General features: G+C 63.2%; 19 protein-coding genes and 1 tRNA gene. 10 read left to right on the top strand and 10 right to left on the bottom strand.

The features are described from left to right. Positions 1-233: 233 nt before the first annotated feature. The 3 genes from QU595_RS19115 to QU595_RS19105 form a co-directional block, all read right to left on the bottom strand. On the bottom strand, positions 234-704 hold the full coding sequence (locus tag QU595_RS19115; protein WP_315924823.1) for a hypothetical protein: 471 nt from the start codon (positions 702-704) through the stop codon (positions 234-236). Positions 705-872: 168 nt separating this feature from the next. Next, on the bottom strand, positions 873-1,481 hold the full coding sequence (locus QU595_RS19110; RefSeq protein ID WP_315924822.1) for a BRCT domain-containing protein: 609 nt from the start codon (positions 1,479-1,481) through the stop codon (positions 873-875). A 50-nt stretch (positions 1,482-1,531) separates the two neighbouring features. Next, complete coding sequence (locus QU595_RS19105) at positions 1,532-1,783, bottom strand: transcriptional regulator (protein ID WP_315924821.1); 252 nt, start codon at positions 1,781-1,783, stop codon at positions 1,532-1,534. Positions 1,784-1,865: 82 nt separating this feature from the next. On the opposite strand from QU595_RS19105, the gene QU595_RS19100 reads away from it, so the two are divergent. From QU595_RS19100 to QU595_RS30230, 5 genes are all read left to right on the top strand, one after another. Further along, positions 1,866-2,102 (top strand): hypothetical protein, encoded by a 237-nt coding sequence (locus tag QU595_RS19100; RefSeq protein ID WP_315924820.1) that lies wholly within the window; start codon positions 1,866-1,868, stop codon positions 2,100-2,102. Between the two features lie 123 nt (positions 2,103-2,225). After that, a complete protein-coding gene (locus QU595_RS19095; protein WP_315924819.1) occupies positions 2,226-2,861 on the top strand; it encodes a hypothetical protein in 636 nt (211 codons plus the stop codon). Then, entirely contained in the window at positions 2,858-3,136 is a 279-nt protein-coding gene (locus QU595_RS19090; protein WP_315924818.1) for a hypothetical protein, read from the top strand. Before QU595_RS19095 ends, QU595_RS19090 begins: the two co-directional genes overlap by 4 nt. After that, a complete protein-coding gene (locus QU595_RS19085) occupies positions 3,137-3,430 on the top strand; it encodes a hypothetical protein (protein ID WP_315924817.1) in 294 nt (97 codons plus the stop codon). Next, positions 3,388-4,539, top strand: coding sequence for a tyrosine-type recombinase/integrase (locus tag QU595_RS30230; RefSeq protein ID WP_410000539.1), 1,152 nt, complete (start codon positions 3,388-3,390; stop codon positions 4,537-4,539). Before QU595_RS19085 ends, QU595_RS30230 begins: the two co-directional genes overlap by 43 nt. On the opposite strand, the gene QU595_RS19080 is transcribed toward QU595_RS30230, so the two are convergent. After that, positions 4,499-4,573: transfer RNA gene (locus QU595_RS19080), tRNA-Glu, on the bottom strand. The genes QU595_RS30230 and QU595_RS19080 overlap by 41 nt on opposite strands. A 149-nt stretch (positions 4,574-4,722) precedes the next feature. Continuing rightward, positions 4,723-5,100, bottom strand: a complete 378-nt coding sequence (locus tag QU595_RS19075; protein WP_315924816.1) for a fimbrial protein — start codon at positions 5,098-5,100, stop codon at positions 4,723-4,725. A 27-nt stretch (positions 5,101-5,127) separates the two neighbouring features. On the opposite strand from QU595_RS19075, the gene QU595_RS19070 reads away from it, so the two are divergent. Next, positions 5,128-6,156 (top strand): RluA family pseudouridine synthase, encoded by a 1,029-nt coding sequence (locus tag QU595_RS19070; protein ID WP_315924815.1) that lies wholly within the window; start codon positions 5,128-5,130, stop codon positions 6,154-6,156. A 186-nt stretch (positions 6,157-6,342) separates the two neighbouring features. Then, complete coding sequence (gene rpoH, locus QU595_RS19060) at positions 6,343-7,254, top strand: RNA polymerase sigma factor RpoH (protein ID WP_410000529.1); 912 nt, start codon at positions 6,343-6,345, stop codon at positions 7,252-7,254. A gap of 97 nt (positions 7,255-7,351) precedes the next feature. Here rpoH and QU595_RS19055 read toward each other — a convergent pair whose 3' ends face one another. From QU595_RS19055 to QU595_RS19035, 5 genes are all read right to left on the bottom strand, one after another. Continuing rightward, a complete protein-coding gene (locus QU595_RS19055) occupies positions 7,352-7,948 on the bottom strand; it encodes a DUF4142 domain-containing protein (protein ID WP_315924814.1) in 597 nt (198 codons plus the stop codon). A gap of 121 nt (positions 7,949-8,069) precedes the next feature. Then, a complete protein-coding gene (locus QU595_RS19050; protein WP_410000538.1) occupies positions 8,070-8,918 on the bottom strand; it encodes an MBL fold metallo-hydrolase in 849 nt (282 codons plus the stop codon). Positions 8,919-9,087: 169 nt separating this feature from the next. Continuing rightward, entirely contained in the window at positions 9,088-9,747 is a 660-nt protein-coding gene (locus tag QU595_RS19045; RefSeq protein ID WP_315924811.1) for a peroxiredoxin, read from the bottom strand. A 165-nt stretch (positions 9,748-9,912) separates the two neighbouring features. Further along, complete coding sequence (locus QU595_RS19040; protein ID WP_315924809.1) at positions 9,913-10,284, bottom strand: cell division protein ZapA; 372 nt, start codon at positions 10,282-10,284, stop codon at positions 9,913-9,915. Between the two features lie 10 nt (positions 10,285-10,294). Beyond that, positions 10,295-10,567 (bottom strand): DUF4164 domain-containing protein, encoded by a 273-nt coding sequence (locus QU595_RS19035; protein ID WP_315924807.1) that lies wholly within the window; start codon positions 10,565-10,567, stop codon positions 10,295-10,297. A 288-nt stretch (positions 10,568-10,855) separates the two neighbouring features. On the opposite strand from QU595_RS19035, the gene tkt reads away from it, so the two are divergent. The 3 genes from tkt to QU595_RS19020 all read left to right on the top strand — a co-directional run bounded on the left by tkt (position 10,856) and on the right by QU595_RS19020 (position 16,005). Beyond that, positions 10,856-12,850, top strand: a complete 1,995-nt coding sequence (gene tkt / locus QU595_RS19030; protein ID WP_315924805.1) for a transketolase — start codon at positions 10,856-10,858, stop codon at positions 12,848-12,850. Between the two features lie 27 nt (positions 12,851-12,877). After that, the gene (gene gap / locus QU595_RS19025; protein ID WP_315924803.1) at positions 12,878-13,888 is read left to right on the top strand and encodes a type I glyceraldehyde-3-phosphate dehydrogenase; all 1,011 of its coding nucleotides are present in this window, start codon (positions 12,878-12,880) and stop codon (positions 13,886-13,888) included. A 230-nt stretch (positions 13,889-14,118) separates the two neighbouring features. Next, positions 14,119-16,005, top strand: a complete 1,887-nt coding sequence (locus QU595_RS19020; protein ID WP_315925688.1) for a potassium/proton antiporter — start codon at positions 14,119-14,121, stop codon at positions 16,003-16,005. Positions 16,006-16,088 lie beyond the last annotated feature (83 nt).

Genomic DNA, 16,088 nt, shown 5'->3' with positions numbered 1-16,088 from the left:
TCCTTAGCTTAGATGCGGCCCGGTTTTGACCGGCCCTTTCTTCGGCGGCGCACGACCGATGCGCAGCCGGATAGCAGCGCTAACGCGGCAACAGCCGCAATTGTCGATTTCATGTTTCTCTCCCAAACCCTCGGGGAGGAAAACATATATCGTGTGCAGATACAACTCAGGGACGACTAGGAGAGACGAGCCAAAGATTGAGAATGTTCCGCGAACGTTCCCAAAAGTGGCATTTAAATTGTCACTTTGCCGGAGGAGTCTACCAACTTCAAGATTTGCCACCCTGCGGCTGTGATCCGCATCCAGTTCGGCCCGTCAACCTCTCCCTTCCACTCGGCCCATCCGCGTATGCCGAGGCGACGGCAAACGTCGACCATGTGACCCGGCATATCGCTAAAGGTACGCGGCCCTCCGGCGAGGAAGCGCAACGCGGCGATCTGCGGCTCGGTTAGGCGCACGATAGGCTTCTTGGATAGGTAGCCGGCGTCGCGGACCCGTGCGCCAAGATCGGTCAGCACGATGACGGACTTGCGACGTTGGACCGTCATGTTGGCCATGCCGAGCTTGTTGAGTTCCATCCACACGACAACTTCACGGTATTCGAGCTTGTCCAGGTTGATGCCGTTCTCGGCTGCGGCCAGTCGATCAATGAGCGCGATCTGCGCAGGAGTTAGCCCATAGAGCAGGATCGGCTTGGACGTCATGAGTAGCTCAATACGCCGTTATCGTCGCGGCGGCGGGGGGAGAGGGAGTCAACGAAAAAGCCCGGCGGCTATGTGCGGCTGGCGGCGCCGTGGCAGTTGGGTGTGGCGGTGGAGGCTGCTTAGTACGAAGACTCCGTTACATGCACCACGCAATCCTAACGACCAGTGCTACAGATGCTTCACCCAATGCTCCTCACTCACGATCCGCACCGGATAGCCTGCATCTCGCAACTCGGCCGCCTTTAGGATTTTATTTCCAAAGGACGAGTGCTTCCACGAGTCGGTCGCGTAAATCCCGATCACTAGATAATCGGTCTTCTGCGTAATACTGCCGGTCACGCCGCCCCGGTTCTCTACGGCGCGCTCACAGTCTTTCCGTTGTCCAAAGTTGAAGGTGCCAGTGAAACAGAAGCGGTGCTCTTCAAACTCGATCTCGGGAGCCGGATTGCACAGTGGGAGAGTCGTTGATTTAAGAACCTCGCCGAGCTCGAAATCACGGTTTGAAAATCGGTTTAGCGTATCGAGCAATTCAGCCTTTTCATCGTCATCAACAATACCATCCGCAAGTATCTCATTCACTCGGCGGTAGAGCGTATGAACAATCGGCTGGCCGCTGATATGTAGATTTGCCGCCAACCATTTCTGGAGAAATTCAACCTCTTGCTGGTTGATATGGCTGTCGGCAACGAGGCCGCGGGCAAGGCCAATTAGCTCGTCGATCTGTCGGCTTGTAATACGGTCGTTGCCAAAGACGAGTAATTCTTCCGGATCTTTCATTGCCCCCATCCCCTAACCCCGGAGAATGCTGCGCCTTGGTCGGAAAGGAGTCAATCTTTTCTGAGCCGAACCCCCGGCCCGTCGCCGTTGCTATCGATGAAGATTACGCCGGCGGTTTCGAGGGCAGCGCGTACCGCAAGCACGTTATTGGGCAGGCCAGCCGCTTGTCCTTCACTTGCCTCCATGCGTCTTAGCGTGGGCAACGAAATGCGGGCGGCGTCTGCTAACTTTTTCTGATCAAGGCCGGTTAGCGCGCGCCCGGCAGCAATCTGCCTACCACTGACTTGATACTTTTCAATCAAAATGATTGCTTCCTATTGACATGATTCCAGATTGATATATTCCTATCAACATTATCGGAATCAATCAACAGGAGCACCCCGAATGAACGCCCACGCAACCGCCGCCACCAAATCCAAAAAGGCGAAACGCCAACCCTGCCTTTGCGCCGCCGGCCTGGGCGAACGCGACACGGAGAACGTGCCTTGCAGAATGCGGGACAATATCAAAGGCCGCAGCGCCATCCGCGCTATTTTCGATGGCGAAGGGCGGTGGCTTGTCCACTGGAAGGAAGTGGATGGGAAAGAGTGGGTGGGCACTTACAGGCTCATGCCCTGTTAGGACGCTCCGCGGCGCCAAACGCGTAGAGTGACCGGCCCGTCGCTGCGCCAACGGCGGCGGGCCACTTGACGACCGGTACATGAAACGTACCGAATATTGACAGCACCGGCCACAGGAGGAGCAGTGAAGGATCTCTTTTCATATTCATCGATGGACGCGGACGCATCAGCCATCCTTCATCGATGCGCAGTTGGCATCCGAAAGCGATTGAAGCGGACGGCGGCCGACATGATCGAGATCGGCCGCGACCTCGTGAAGGCACGGCAAGCAGTCAAACTCGCCATCTTTGCCGAATGGTGCGAGTCCGAGTGCGGCATCAGCGTCAGGCTGGCGCAGCTTTTCATCCGATCGGCCGAAGTTTTCGGCGATCGGTGCGAAATTATTTCGCAGACTTCGCCCACGAACCTGATGAAGCTCGCCGCTCCATCTGTTCCGGATGATGTTCGCGAGCGACTGGTGGAGCGCATCGCCGCGGGTGAGAAGTTGAAGACGTCCACGATTGCCGCAGAGGTTCGATCAGCGCGTCAGAAAGTCGAGAAGCCCGAGCCGGAATGGGATACCGCAGCAGAAGTTAAAGCGGCGATGAGGGCCGCACGGCGAAAGGCGACAAAGCCCATTCAACCCAATGAAGATGACGAGCTTGTCCTGTCGGATTTTTTCGCTGCATGGGGCGTTCTGCCGGAACGGTTGAGGCTTGGTGCACTGCGCGAGATCGGCGCCGAGACTTACATCATGGCGATGATGGAGGGGCCGCGATGAAGCGCGACGTGAACATGAATTATGGCGAGTACGAACCGGATCACTTCGCCATTTTCGAGAAACTGCCCGCCATTGTCAGGCGCGCATTGGCTGACGCGGATTACAACTGGCAGACCGGGTGGGTGCACAATATTTACACGATTACGGGTTCCGCGGCCGAGACGATAGCGGCGATTCGTCGGGCCGACGTTAGTGGCCACAAAGACATCGCGAAGAAGGAGCGCCGAATCGTCTTTGGGCATCGCTCGCGACCCATCCACTCGATGGCATCTTAAATGCGCGCCGACAACGATAACCGTGGTGCGCTGCCGATTGGCGTCGCGCCGCGCGGCCTTCGCAGGGCTGCCGCTGCGGCGTACCTCGGCATATCACCAAGCCATTTCGACAAGCAGCGTGCGCTGGGAGAAATCCCGGCGCCGCGCCGCATGTTCGGCGTTGAGATTTACGACCGTCACGACCTCGACTTTTTGTTCGACGGCAAGCCGGGCGTTTCGCCCGCTAACGACAACACCCCTGAAGCGACCGCATGGGAAAGACATTGGCAAGACACCGCAAGCCCCGATACGTAAACACCTACGCTGATCGCCACGGTACGGTTCGCATTTATCTGCGGCGCCCCGGCCAGAAGCAGATCGTGCTTCCCGGCCCGCTGTACAGCGAAGCGTTCTGGATTGCCTACCACAAGGCCATGGAAGGCGAGGGCGCGCCTGTCAGCCCGCAGACGCCTGCCGGTTCGGTATCGGCGGCGATCGGGCGATACTACCAGTCCGTCGAATTTCGCGCGCTGGCGCCCATCACCCAGCAGACCTATCGGAATACGCTGGAGCGGTTCCGCAAGGGCTATGGACACCTTCCGCTGGCTGGAATGGGCACCGTCGACGTCAACCGCGTGCTGGACGAGCTAAAGCCCGGCGCGGCCATCCACATGCGCAAACGGCTCCGCCAGCTATTCGAGTTCGCGATCGGCGCTGGGTTGGCGCGCTCCAATCCCGTCAAGGAGGCCAAGCGCGTCCGCAAGAAGACCGTTGGCTATCGCACCTGGAGCGAGCAGAACATCGCGGCATTCCGCGTCAAGTGGGCGAGGGACACGCCGCAGCGGGTGGCTTTCGAGATCCTGCTCTACACCGGCCTGCGCCGTTCTGATGCGGTTCGCGTGGGCTGGAAGCATGTATTCGGGAAACGGATTGAGATCACGGCGCAGAAGACCGGCGTCGAGCTATCCATCCCGATTCATGATGAGCTATGGCGCTTCCTCAAAGACAGGCCGCGCAAGGACGAGACGTTCATCATTACGAGCTTCGGCAAGGCGCGTTCGGAGAAGGCATTCACCGGCTTCATTACCGAAGCGGCTGCCGACGCCGGGATAACCGCACAGGCATCGCCTCACGGCTTGCGGAAGGCTGCTTGCCGACGTCTGGCGGAAGCTGGGGCAAGCGCGCCGGAAATCATGGCGATAACGGGCCACCAGAATATCAACGAGGTGATGACCTATATCCGCGAGGCAGATCAGAAGCGCCTGTCGATGGCCGCCATGACGAAGATGGCGGATTCCTTCGACATCAAATTGCCTAACCAGCCAGAGGGGTTAGGCGAAACCGAAGATAACTTATTGAAATCTTTGACTGCAAAAGGAGGATTGGTACGCCCAAGGGGAATCGAACCCCTGTTTGCGCCGTGAGAGGGCGCCGTCCTGACCGCTAGACGATGGGCGCAGCCGTGAGGCGCCATATAGACTGCCGAATTCGGAAAAGCAACAGGCCGAAATCAGTTCCCGCAGCAGATGGAGCCAATTACGGAAATTTCGCTCCAACCGGCCTCTGCATCCTGCTGGCGCATGATCTGGAATTTCCGGGATCTTGTTTCAGCGGTTGCGGATGGCGAAGCGGCCGACCATGCGCTGTTCGGCGAAATCATAGACGAAGATCGTTCGGCCGCCATCGGCAAGTTCGGCATCGATCGAGACCCGGTTGCCCGACAGCGATTGCGACATGATCTTCGCCCCCACCGGCAGCACGATGTCGCCCGCCAGCGGGGCGCCGGCAGGGGTCGGGATTTCAGCGGCTGGCGATGCCGCAGGCGCCCGGGCGCTGCGGGACTTGTAGACAAGCGCGCCGCCCACCACCATAAGGGCAAGGAAAAGCAGGCCGAGATTGACCGCCATGAAGCGCACGAGTTTCCGGCGCACGTTTTCGACATGCGGGTCGAGCGGCTTGTCTTCCTCTTCGTCCATCCTGGCCATGGGCGAGAAAATCCCGGAACGGTTTCGATGGGCGCACCTGATAGCGAAGACGGGCAAGGATTGATAGTGTTGGAAGCCGGCGCGGACGCCGCTGGCCTTCGGCTCGACCAATGGCTAGCGGCGCGGATGGCGCCGGATTTCTCGCGCGGCCGGGTGCAGGCGCTCATCAAGCAGGGCGCCGTGCGCATCGGTGGCAATGTCGCCGACAGCGCCAAGCGCAAGCTCGCGGCCGGCGAGCGTGTCGAGGTGGCCCTGCCCGAGCCCGAGCCGGCCGATCCGCAGGGCGAGGAAATCGCCCTCGACATCCTCTACGAGGACGACGCGCTCATCGTCATCAACAAGCCGGCCGGGCTGGTGGTGCATCCCGGCGCCGGCAACTGGACCGGCACGCTGGTCAATGCGCTGATCCACCATTGCGGGGAGAGCCTGTCGGGCATCGGCGGCGTGAAGCGGCCAGGCATCGTGCATCGGCTGGACAAGGATACCAGCGGCGTCATGGTGGTAGCCAAGACCGACCGTGCCCACCGCGCCCTTTCGGAAGCCTTCGCCGATCACGGCCGCGAAGGCGACCTCAAGCGCGCCTATGTCGCGCTGGTCTGGGGCATTCCTTCGCGCGCCGTCGGCACCATCGACGCTCCGCTCGGCCGCGCCTCCGACCGCGTGCGCCGCGCCGTAGTGCCGGAACACCGCGACGACGCCCGCCATGCCGTCACCCACTTCACCGTGCAGGAACGTTTCGGCGAAGACCGGAAGGAATTTGCCGACGCCGCGCTGGTTGAATGCCGGCTGGAGACCGGCCGGACGCACCAGATCCGCGTTCACATGGCCCATATCGGCCACCCTTTGGTGGGCGATCCCGATTACGGCCAGGCCTTCCGCACCAAGGCCAACCGCCTGCCCGAGCCGTTGCGGGAAAAGGTGAAAGCCTTCCCGCGCCAGGCTCTGCACGCACGCCTGCTTGAATTCCGGCATCCGGATACCCATATGACGATAGCGTTCGAAGCCCCGATGCCAAGCGATATGTCGGAGCTTGTCCAGGCGTTTCGCGAGTTTTGAACTGTCCTTCAATAAACCTGACTGGCGTTGTTCACTTTACCGTGACACACTGTTTCGAGTTGAACAAACGCTATATTTTCCGGTTTTGTTCCTATATAAGCTGGTTCCGTGGACGTGCGCTTCGGCGTCCGCGTCATATGCCCGCCGCGTTTCGGGGGCATCACGTCAAAGAGGGAGGGCGCTGTAATGGCCCAGACACTACCAAGCATCGTTTCCGGGGAAGGCGGCCTGGCCCGCTATCTGGAAGAAATCCGTCGCTTTCCGATGCTCCAGCCGCAGGAAGAGTACATGCTCGCCAAGCGGTATCAGGAGCATGACGACACCAATGCCGCCCACAAGCTCGTCACCAGCCACCTCCGGCTCGTGGCCAAGATCGCCATGGGCTATCGCGGCTACGGCCTGCCGATCGGCGAGGTCATCTCGGAAGGCAATGTCGGCCTCATGCAGGCCGTGAAGAAGTTCGAGCCGGAGCGCGGCTTCCGGCTGGCCACCTATGCCATGTGGTGGATCAAGGCCTCGATCCAGGAATACATCCTGCGTTCGTGGAGCCTGGTGAAGATGGGCACCACCGCCAATCAGAAGCGGCTGTTCTTCAATCTCCGCAAGGTGAAGGGCAAGATCCAGGCGCTCGACGAGGGCGACCTGAAGCCCGACCAGATCGCCGAGATCGCCACCCGCCTCAACGTATCCGAGGAGGAGGTGGTGTCGATGAACCGCCGCCTGTCCGGCGATGCCTCGCTGAACGCGCCCATCCGCGCCAGCGAAGGTGAGTCCGGCGAGTGGCAGGACTGGTTGGTGGACGACCACGACAGCCAGGAGCAGATGCTCATCGAGCAGGACGAGTTGGACAACCGCCGCAACATGCTGGCGGGCGCCATGTCGGTGCTCAACGACCGCGAGCGCCGCATCTTCGAGGCGCGCCGTCTGGCCGAAGAGCCGCTGACGCTGGAAGAACTGTCCGGCGAGTTCGACATCAGCCGCGAGCGCGTGCGCCAGATCGAGGTGCGCGCCTTCGAGAAGGTGCAGGATGCGGTGAAAGCCGCCGCCAAGAAGCAGGCGCAGGCCCTGCGCACCATAGAGGCGCAGCCGGCCGCTTAAGCGCCGACCCGAATTGAAGACGACTGCGGCGCCGGATCTTCCGGCGCCGCTTTCTTTTGTGGCCTTGCCTGGCTACTGCTCGATGGAAATGCCGCGATCAGCCCTTGTGCGACGCGCCCACTTCCTTGATCATTTTCTCGTGCATCTTGAGCGTGGGCAGCGTTTTCTTGGCGAACTCCTTCAGCGCCGGATTGTCACCGGAATGCGTATATCCGCTGAAAAGCGCCACGGCTTCCTCATGCGCCTGCGTCTGCATTTCGATGTACTTCGCCTGGAATTGATCCCCTGAAAGGCCCTTGAGCTCGTCCAGCATCTGCTGCTCCTTGGGTTGCAGCGGCGGGTTGGCATCGGCCGATGCCGACTCGACCTTCTTGAGCGCGGCCTTGAAGTTCTTGCCGGCCTTGGTGTGGTCCTTGACCATTTGCCTGGCGAATTTCTTTACATCGGCACCGGAAGCCTTCTTCAACGCCATTTCCGACGACCGGATCTCGAATTCGTTGGCGCTTGGAACGGTTTTAATAAAGGTGGGAGTGTCCACCTTTGCGCCCGTGACCACGGATGTGTCGGACATCGAATTCGTTGACGGTTTGGGCATCGTGGTTTGGCCGCTCTGGCCGGACGAGGAGCTTTGGGCGAAAGCAAAGGAGCCGCTGGCAAGCAGTGCGGCAGCCGCGATGGCGAGCAGTTTTCTCATGGAACGTCTCCAACTTCGATTTCGTCCCTCGCGCAAGATCAATGCACGGGGCATGGAGAGGTTGCACGCGCTGCCCTGACGACTCGCGATTGGCCCTGTCGGAAGAGGATGCGTGCCTTGCTTACAAGGCGTTCAACGGAAACTTCAGGTACCGGCGGCCGTTGGCCTCCGGCTCGGGCAGGCGCCCACCATTGATGTTGACCTGCAGCGCATGCAGGATCAGGCGCGGCATCGGCAGCGTCCTGTCGCGCGCCTCGCGCACCGCGACGAACTCCGCTTCCGAACGGCAGGTGGACATATGGCTGTTCGTCGCCTTCTGCTCCGCCACCGTGCTTTCCCAGCGCGCCTCGCGTCCGTCCGGCTGATAGTCGTGGCCGGTGAACAGACGCGTCTCGTCGGGCAGCGCCAGAATATCCTGGATCGAACGCCACAGCCGCGCGGCGCTGCCGCCCGGAAAATCCGCGCGCGCCGTACCGCTGTCGGGCATGAACAGCGTGTCGTGGATGAAGGCGGCATCCCCCACGACATAGGTGATGGACGCGAGCGTATGTCCCGGCGAATGTATGACCCGCACCGGCAGCCGGCCGATCGAGAAGCTCTCGCCGTCGGCGAACAGCCGGTCCCATTGCGAGCCGTCGGCCGGGAAATCGGGCCAGTTGTAGATCACCTTCCAGAGGTTCTGGACGTCCGTGACGCGCGCCCCGATGGCGGTCGGAACGCCAGTCTTCTGCTTCAGATAATACGCGGCCGAGAAATGGTCGGCATGGGGATGGGTGTCCAGGATCCACTCGAGCGTGAATTCCTGCTCCTTGATGAAGTCGAGCAGCGCATCGGCGTTGGCGGTGCCGGTCGCGCCCGATTTCTCGTCGAAGTCGAGCACGGGATCGATGATGGCGCAATGTCGGGTGACCGGGTCCGCAACGACATATTGGATCGATCCCGTCGGCTTGTCATAGAAGCCGGTGACCATGGGCCGAGCAGTCGAAACGTCCACTTCCAGCTCCCCTCTCCGCTGGCAGTCACGGGAAATGATTTTCTCCGTGACTGCTTGATCGGAGCATGGTCGTGCGCAGAACGCCGCCAGTCAAGAACCGTGTTGCCGCAGGCTCGCCTGAGACCGAAAATTGTTCCGGGATACGTCAGCCAGACGGCTGCTTGGCCTTGCGCAGGTAAGGCAGGATGGCCTCGAAGGCGCCGAAGCGCTTGGTGGCCTCCTCGTCCGACACCGAGCCGGCGATGACGATGTCCTCGCCCGGTTTCCAGTCCGCGGGCGTGGAGACCGGATATTTCGTCGTGAGCTGGATGGAATCGATGGCGCGCAGGATCTCGGCGAAATTGCGCCCCGTCGTCATCGGGTAGGTCAGGATGAGCTTGATCTTCTTGTCCGGGCCGATGACGAACACCGACCGCACCGTGGCGTTGTCGGCCGGCGTGCGCCCTTCGGAGGTGTCGCCCGCGCCGGCCGGCAGCATGTCGTAGAGCTTGGCGACCTTGAGGTCGCGGTCGCCGATCATCGGGTAGTGCACCGCGTTGCCGGTGGCCTTCTCGATGTCGGCCTTCCACTTGCGGTGGCTCTCCACCGGGTCAACCGAGATGCCGATGATCTTGACGTTGCGTTTCCTGAACTCGCCTTCCAGCCCCGCCATCGTGCCCAGTTCGGTGGTGCAGATCGGCGTGAAGTTCTTGGGATGCGAGAACAGCACCGCCCAGCCGTCGCCGATCCACTCATGGAAATGAATCGGCCCCTCGGTCGTCTCGGCAGTGAAATCCGGGGCCGTGTCGTTGATGCGAAGGCTCATGGTCTTTCCCTTCCTGCGTTGCAGCGTGCCGCCGATTGCGCCGGCCAACGGCAGGCGCAGCCTTTGCGGGCTTGCTGGATCGGGGACATTAAATCCGCCTGCAAGGAGGGCCGCAAGCGATTTCGCCGGACGTTCGCCGCGCCATGACGGCGCGGCCGGGATCAATCAGCCGGAGTTTGGCCGCACGCTCAGCTTTTCGGCGAGGTCCTCGATGCGCTGGGCCACCGCGCCGAGCGCCCCGGTCAGCGCCTGGTCGTTCTTGTCGGCCTTGTTCAGAGCATCGTCGCGGGTCTTGCGCAGGGTCTGCACCTCGCTCTCCATGCCCTTGATGCGCTTCTGCAGCTCGGTCAGTTCGTCCATGACCATGATGCCGGCCATGACGGTGAGCCGCTGGTCACCGATCTCGCCGAAGGAATCCTTCAGGTGCATGACATAGCGGTCGAAGCGCTCCGCGAGGTCGATGAGGTGCTCCTCCTGACCCTCGTCGCAGGCCATGCGGTACTGCTTGCCGTCGATGGAAACCGTGACCTGCGCCATGGTGAGGCTCCTACCTGTCGAGCACCGCGCGGATGGTCTCCATCGCGGTCACCAGCCTGCGCGACACTTCCTTGTTGGCGTCTTCCAGCCGTTCGGCCCGCGCTTCGGAATTGTCGAGTTCCTGCGCCAGCCGCGAGCGGTCGGCATTCATGCGCTGCACCTCGGCCTCGGCCTCGGAATAGTCGCGCTCGTGCTCGAGCCGTGCCGCGACGGCATTTTCAAGGCTCTCTATGGCTCCGCCCAGCCTGGCGATCACTTCCTTGAGCGTCGTGTCCCCGGTCATGGTTCTTGTCCTGCACCCCGCCCATCACCGAATCGGTTCGCGATCAGAACGCGTTACCATCAAAACATTAGGCGGCGCCTGAACCATGCGTCAACAAAGCACTCGCGCTGTCCCCCGCAAACGCTACACTGGGAGCCGTCGCCGACCTCTGTCGGGCGCCGGGCCAATCGCCGTTCATCCGCGTCGAACGGTGAAAAAGCAGCGATTTGTTGACTCGAAGCGCCCTCCTGCTATGTGTCGCGCACCTTTTGAAGGCTCTCCCAGCCCCTCACCTTACCTGGAGGAACCATGCCCTCGCGCGAACAACATGACCGGATGGCCAATGCGATCCGCTTTCTGTCCATGGACGCCGTCGAAAAGGCCAATTCCGGCCACCCCGGCCTGCCCATGGGCTGCGCCGACATCGCCACGGTGCTGTTTACCCGCTTCCTGAAATACGACCCGAAGAACCCGCACTGGCCCGACCGGGACCGCTTCATCCTCTCGGCCGGCCACGGCTCGATGCTGCTCTACTCGCTGCTCTACCTGACGGGCTACGAGGACATGACCATCGAGGAAATCAAGAATTTCCGCCAGCTCGGCTCCAGGACCGCAGGCCATCCCGAATACGGCCATGCGACCGGCATCGAGACCACGACCGGCCCGCTCGGCCAGGGCTTCGCCAATTCGGTCGGCTTCGCGCTGGGCGAGCGCATCATGAACGCCGCCTTCGGCAACGACCTGATGGACCACTATACCTATGTGCTGGCGGGCGACGGCTGTCTGATGGAAGGCGTTTCCCAGGAAGCGCTGACGCTGGCCGGACACCTCAAGCTCAACAAGCTGATCGTCTTCTGGGATCACAACGACATCTCCATCGACGGTCCGGTGTCGCTGGCCGATTCCACCGACCAGCTCGCCCGCTTCCGCGCTTCCGGCTGGGACGCGACGCTGGTTGACGGCCACGACCCCGAGGCGATCGCGGTCGCCATCGAGGCGGCGCGCCATTCCGACAAGCCGAGCCTGATCGCCTGCCGCACCACGATCGGCTTCGGCGCGCCGACCAAGGCCGGCACCGCCAAGGCGCACGGCTCGCCGCTCGGCGCCGAGGAAATCGCCGGCGCCCGCAAATTCTTCAACTGGGATTCGCCGCCCTTCGAGGTTCCGGCCGACATCCTCGGCGCCTGGCGTGAAGCGGGCGGCAAGGGCGCCAAGGCCCGCTCCGACTGGGAAGCGCGCCTTGCCAAGGCCGAGCCCGAGTTGCGCGCCGAATTCGAACGCCGCATGAAGGGCGACCTGCCCGCCGGCTTCGACGCGGCGATCGCCGACTACAAGAAGAAGCTGGCCGCCGACAAGCCAAAGGTGGCCACCCGCAAGTCGTCGGAGATGGCGCTGGAGGTCATCAACGGCATCGTGCCCGAGACGATCGGCGGCTCCGCCGACCTCACCGGCTCCAACAACACCAAGACCAGCCAGACCAAGAACATCACCCCGCTCGACTACGGCCAGCGCTACGTGCACTACGGCATCCGCGAGCACGGCATGGCCGCTGCCATGAACGGGCTGGCGCTGCACGGCGGCATCATCCCTTACGGCGGCACCTTCCTGTGCTTCTCCGATTACGCCCGCCCGGCCATGCGGCTGGCTTCGCTGATGGGCATCCGCTCGATCTTCGTCATGACCCATGATTCCATCGGTCTCGGCGAGGATGGCCCGACCCACCAGCCGGTCGAGCATCTGGCGGCGCTCCGCGCCATTCCCAACCATATGGTGTTCCGGCCGGCCGACGCGATGGAAGCGGCGGAATGCTGGCAGCTTGCGCTGAAGCACCAGAAGACGCCGTCGACGCTGGCGCTCAGCCGGCAGAACCTGGCGGCGCTGCGCGCCGACTATGTCGAGGAGAACCTCTGCGGCAGGGGCGCCTACGAGCTGGCGGCCGCCGACGGCGGCGAGGCGGCGGTCACCATCTTCGCCACCGGCTCCGAGGTCGAGATCGCGCTCGGCGCCCGCAAGCTGCTTCAGGATCACGGCCATCCGACCCGCGTCGTCTCCGTGCCCTGCTTCGAGCTGTTCGCCGAACAGGACGAGGCCTATCGCGAGAAGACGCTCGGCAAGGCCGGCATCAGGATGGCCATCGAGGCCGGCGTGCGCGAGGGCTGGGATGCCATCATCGGCTCGGACGGCATCTTCATCGGCATGAAGGGCTTCGGCGCATCCGCCCCGATCGAAAAGCTCTACCCGCATTTCGGCATAACCGCCGAAGCCGCGGCGAAGGCTGCCGAAGCGCGCCTGCACAAGAATTGACTGTATCGCTCCCAGGAGAATCAAAAAATGACGGTTAAGGTTGCCATCAACGGCTTTGGACGCATCGGCCGCAATATCCTGCGCGCCATCTACGAATCGGGCCGCAAGGATATCCAGGTGGTCGCGGTCAACGATCTCGGCCCGGTCGAGACCAACGCGCATCTGCTGCGCTACGACAGCGTGCACGGCCGCTTCCCGCACGAAGTGAAGGTGGATGGCGACACCATCTCCATCGGCAGCGGCGCCATCAAGGTCACCGCCATCAAGGACCCGGCCCAGCTTCCCTGGAAGGAACTGGGCGTCGATATCGCGCTCGAGTGCACCGGCATCTTCACCTCGAAGGAGAAGGCTTCGGCGCATCTGGCGGCCGGCGCCAAGCGCGTCATCGTCTCGGCCCCGGCCGACGGCGCCGACCTGACCGTGGTCTATGGCGTGAACCACGACAAGATCAGCAAGGACCACATCGTCATCTCCAACGCCTCGTGCACCACCAACTGCCTGGCGCCGGTGGCCATGGTGCTGAACAACGCCTTCGGCATCGAGAAGGGCTTCATGACCACGGTGCACGCCTATACCGGCGACCAGCCGACGCTGGACACCATGCACAAGGACCTCTACCGCGCCCGTGCCGCCGCCATGTCGATGATCCCGACCTCCACCGGCGCCGCCAAGGCCGTCGGCCTGGTGCTGCCGGAACTGAAGGGCAAGCTCGACGGCGTGTCGATCCGCGTGCCGACCCCGAACGTCTCGGTCATCGATTTCAAGTTCGTGTCGAAGAAGCCGGTGACCGTGGACGAGGTCAATGCCGCGCTGGTGGCGGCCTCCGAGGGCCCGCTCAAGGGCATCCTCGCCTACACCAAGGAGCCGCTGGTCTCGGTGGACCTCAACCACAACCCGGCCTCCTCCACCTTCGCGCTGGACCAGACCAAGGTGATCGACGGCAACCTCGTCCGTGTCATGTCCTGGTACGACAACGAGTGGGGCTTCTCCAACCGCATGGCCGACACGGCCGTGGCCATGGGCAAGACCATCGCCTGACATCCGCCTGTCAGCCGCCGAAACCGCAAGACGCCCGGCCTCGCCGGGCGTTTTTTCTTGGTGACTTTCATGGTTGCGCGGAAAATTCCGGCCGGCGGGGCAAAAAATGTCGCCGCGGCTTGCGGCGGCCATGTCTTCGCCCCACTCTGCGTTAAAGCGGAAATCCGGGATCTGCGCCATTTCGACCAGTGATGGATCATGACCCCGGGGGCATAGAGGGGCCGTCCTGGATGGAGCATGCGATCTATCTCGTCACGCTGGTGGGCACTGGCCTCGTTCTGGCCGCCGCGTTTTCGAGCCTGATCGCCTTCCGCTTCGGCGCCCCGCTGCTGCTGCTCTTCCTCGGCATCGGGCTGGCCAGCGGCGCCGACGGCCTCGGCATCGAATTCGACAATGCCCGCGTCGCCTATTTCGCCGGCTCGCTGGCGCTGGCGGTCATCCTGTTCGATTCCGGTTTCGGCACGCCGCTGAAAGTGCTGCGGCAGGCGGCAGCACCGGCGCTTTCGCTCGCCACGGTCGGCGTGCTCCTCACCACCGGCCTGTTCGGCGCGGCCGCCTTCTACCTGCTGGACCTGAGCTGGCTGGAATCCTTCCTGCTCGGCGCTTCCGTCGCCTCGACCGACGCCGCGGCCGTGTTCTTCCTGCTGCGCGCCGGCGACATCAACCTGCGCGAACGCGTGCGCTCGACGCTGGAGGTCGAATCCGGCACCAACGATCCGATCGCGATCTTCCTCGTCATCACGCTGGTCGAAATCATCGCGGCCGGCGCCAATCCGGAAGCCAGGGTGCTGGTGGCGGACCTTGTCCTGGGCTTCGTCGTCACCATGGGGCTCGGCGCGGCCGCCGGCATCGTCGGCGGCATGGCCATCGTGCGGCTGGTCGAACTGCTCAATCTCGACCGGGGACTGCTGCCCATTTTCGTGCTGACCCTGTCGCTGATGGTCTTTGCGGGTGCCGGCGCCATCGGCGGCTCGGGCTTCCTGGCGGTCTATCTGGCGGGCCTGGTCGCCGGCAATTCCGACATCCGCGCCGTCAGCACCCTGAAGCGCTTCCAGGACGGCATCTCCTGGCTGGCGCAGATCATCATGTTCCTGATCCTCGGCCTGTTCGCCACGCCCTCGCAATTTCCCGTGATCCTGCTGCCGGCGATCCTGCTCGGCCTGTTCCTGGCCTTCTTCGCAAGACCGGTGGCGGTATGGCTTTGCCTGGTGCCGTTCCGCCTGCCGCGTCCCGAGGTGGCCTTCGTCTCCTGGGTCGGACTGCGGGGCGCGGTTTCCATCCTGCTGGCCATCACGCCCCTGCTCGGCGGCTTGCCGCACGGCCGGCTGATCTTCAACACGGCCTTCATCGTGGTGCTGGTGTCGCTTGTCGTGCAGGGCTGGACCGTCGGCCCGCTGGCGCGCCGCCTCGGCCTGATCGTGCCCGCCCGCATGGGCCCGCTGGACAAGGTCGAGCTGGAACTGCCGGGCTCCGCCCATCACGAGTTGCTGGCCTATCGCGTCGTGCCGGGCAGCCCGGTGGCGCGGGGCGAGCGCATTCCGCGCTGGGCGAGGCCGTCCCTGGTGGTGCGCGAGGGGCGTTCCATGCGCTTCCAGGACATGGGCCGGCTGCAGGCCGGCGACAATGTCTACATCTTCGTGCCCGACCGCTATCCGCGCCTGCTCGACAAGCTGTTCGCCAGCCGCGCCGTGGTGGAACCCGAGGATGCCGAATTCTTCGGCGCCTTCGCCCTCGACCCCGCGCGCCCCGCCGAAGAGCTGGAACAGGCCTATGCGCCCGGCCTGACCGAGGAGGAGCGCAAGCTGACCATCGGCGCGCTGGTGGTGGAGCGGCTGGACGGCCATGCCGAATATGCCGATCGCGTGCCGATCGGACCGATCGAGCTGATCGTGCGCGACGTCGACGACAAGGGCCGCATCACCGCGCTCGGCCTGTCCTTCGAGCCGACCGCGCCCGTGGCACGAGTGCCGGTGTTCCTGAGCGCGGGCGAGATCGGCGACCGCATCGCAGAACTCATACGCAAATGGCGCCACCCCGCCGGCCCGAAACACGCCTCGGACGAGACGGGCGGCCCGCCCGCCATGACCACGGCGGAAAAGGCGGGCGGAGAGGCCTGACGGCGCCGCGACAGATTTTCGCGGCCGGGCCCGAGCGGCCTTGCATAGAACGCGCCGGCCGCTATGGTCCCGGCAACTTTGGA

The sequence above is a fragment of the Mesorhizobium sp. SP-1A genome, from assembly GCF_032460275.1.
Lineage (GTDB): Bacteria > Pseudomonadota > Alphaproteobacteria > Rhizobiales > Rhizobiaceae > Mesorhizobium.
The sequence above is the reverse complement of the archived record's forward strand: the minus strand, read 5'-3'. Positions and strand labels throughout refer to the sequence as shown.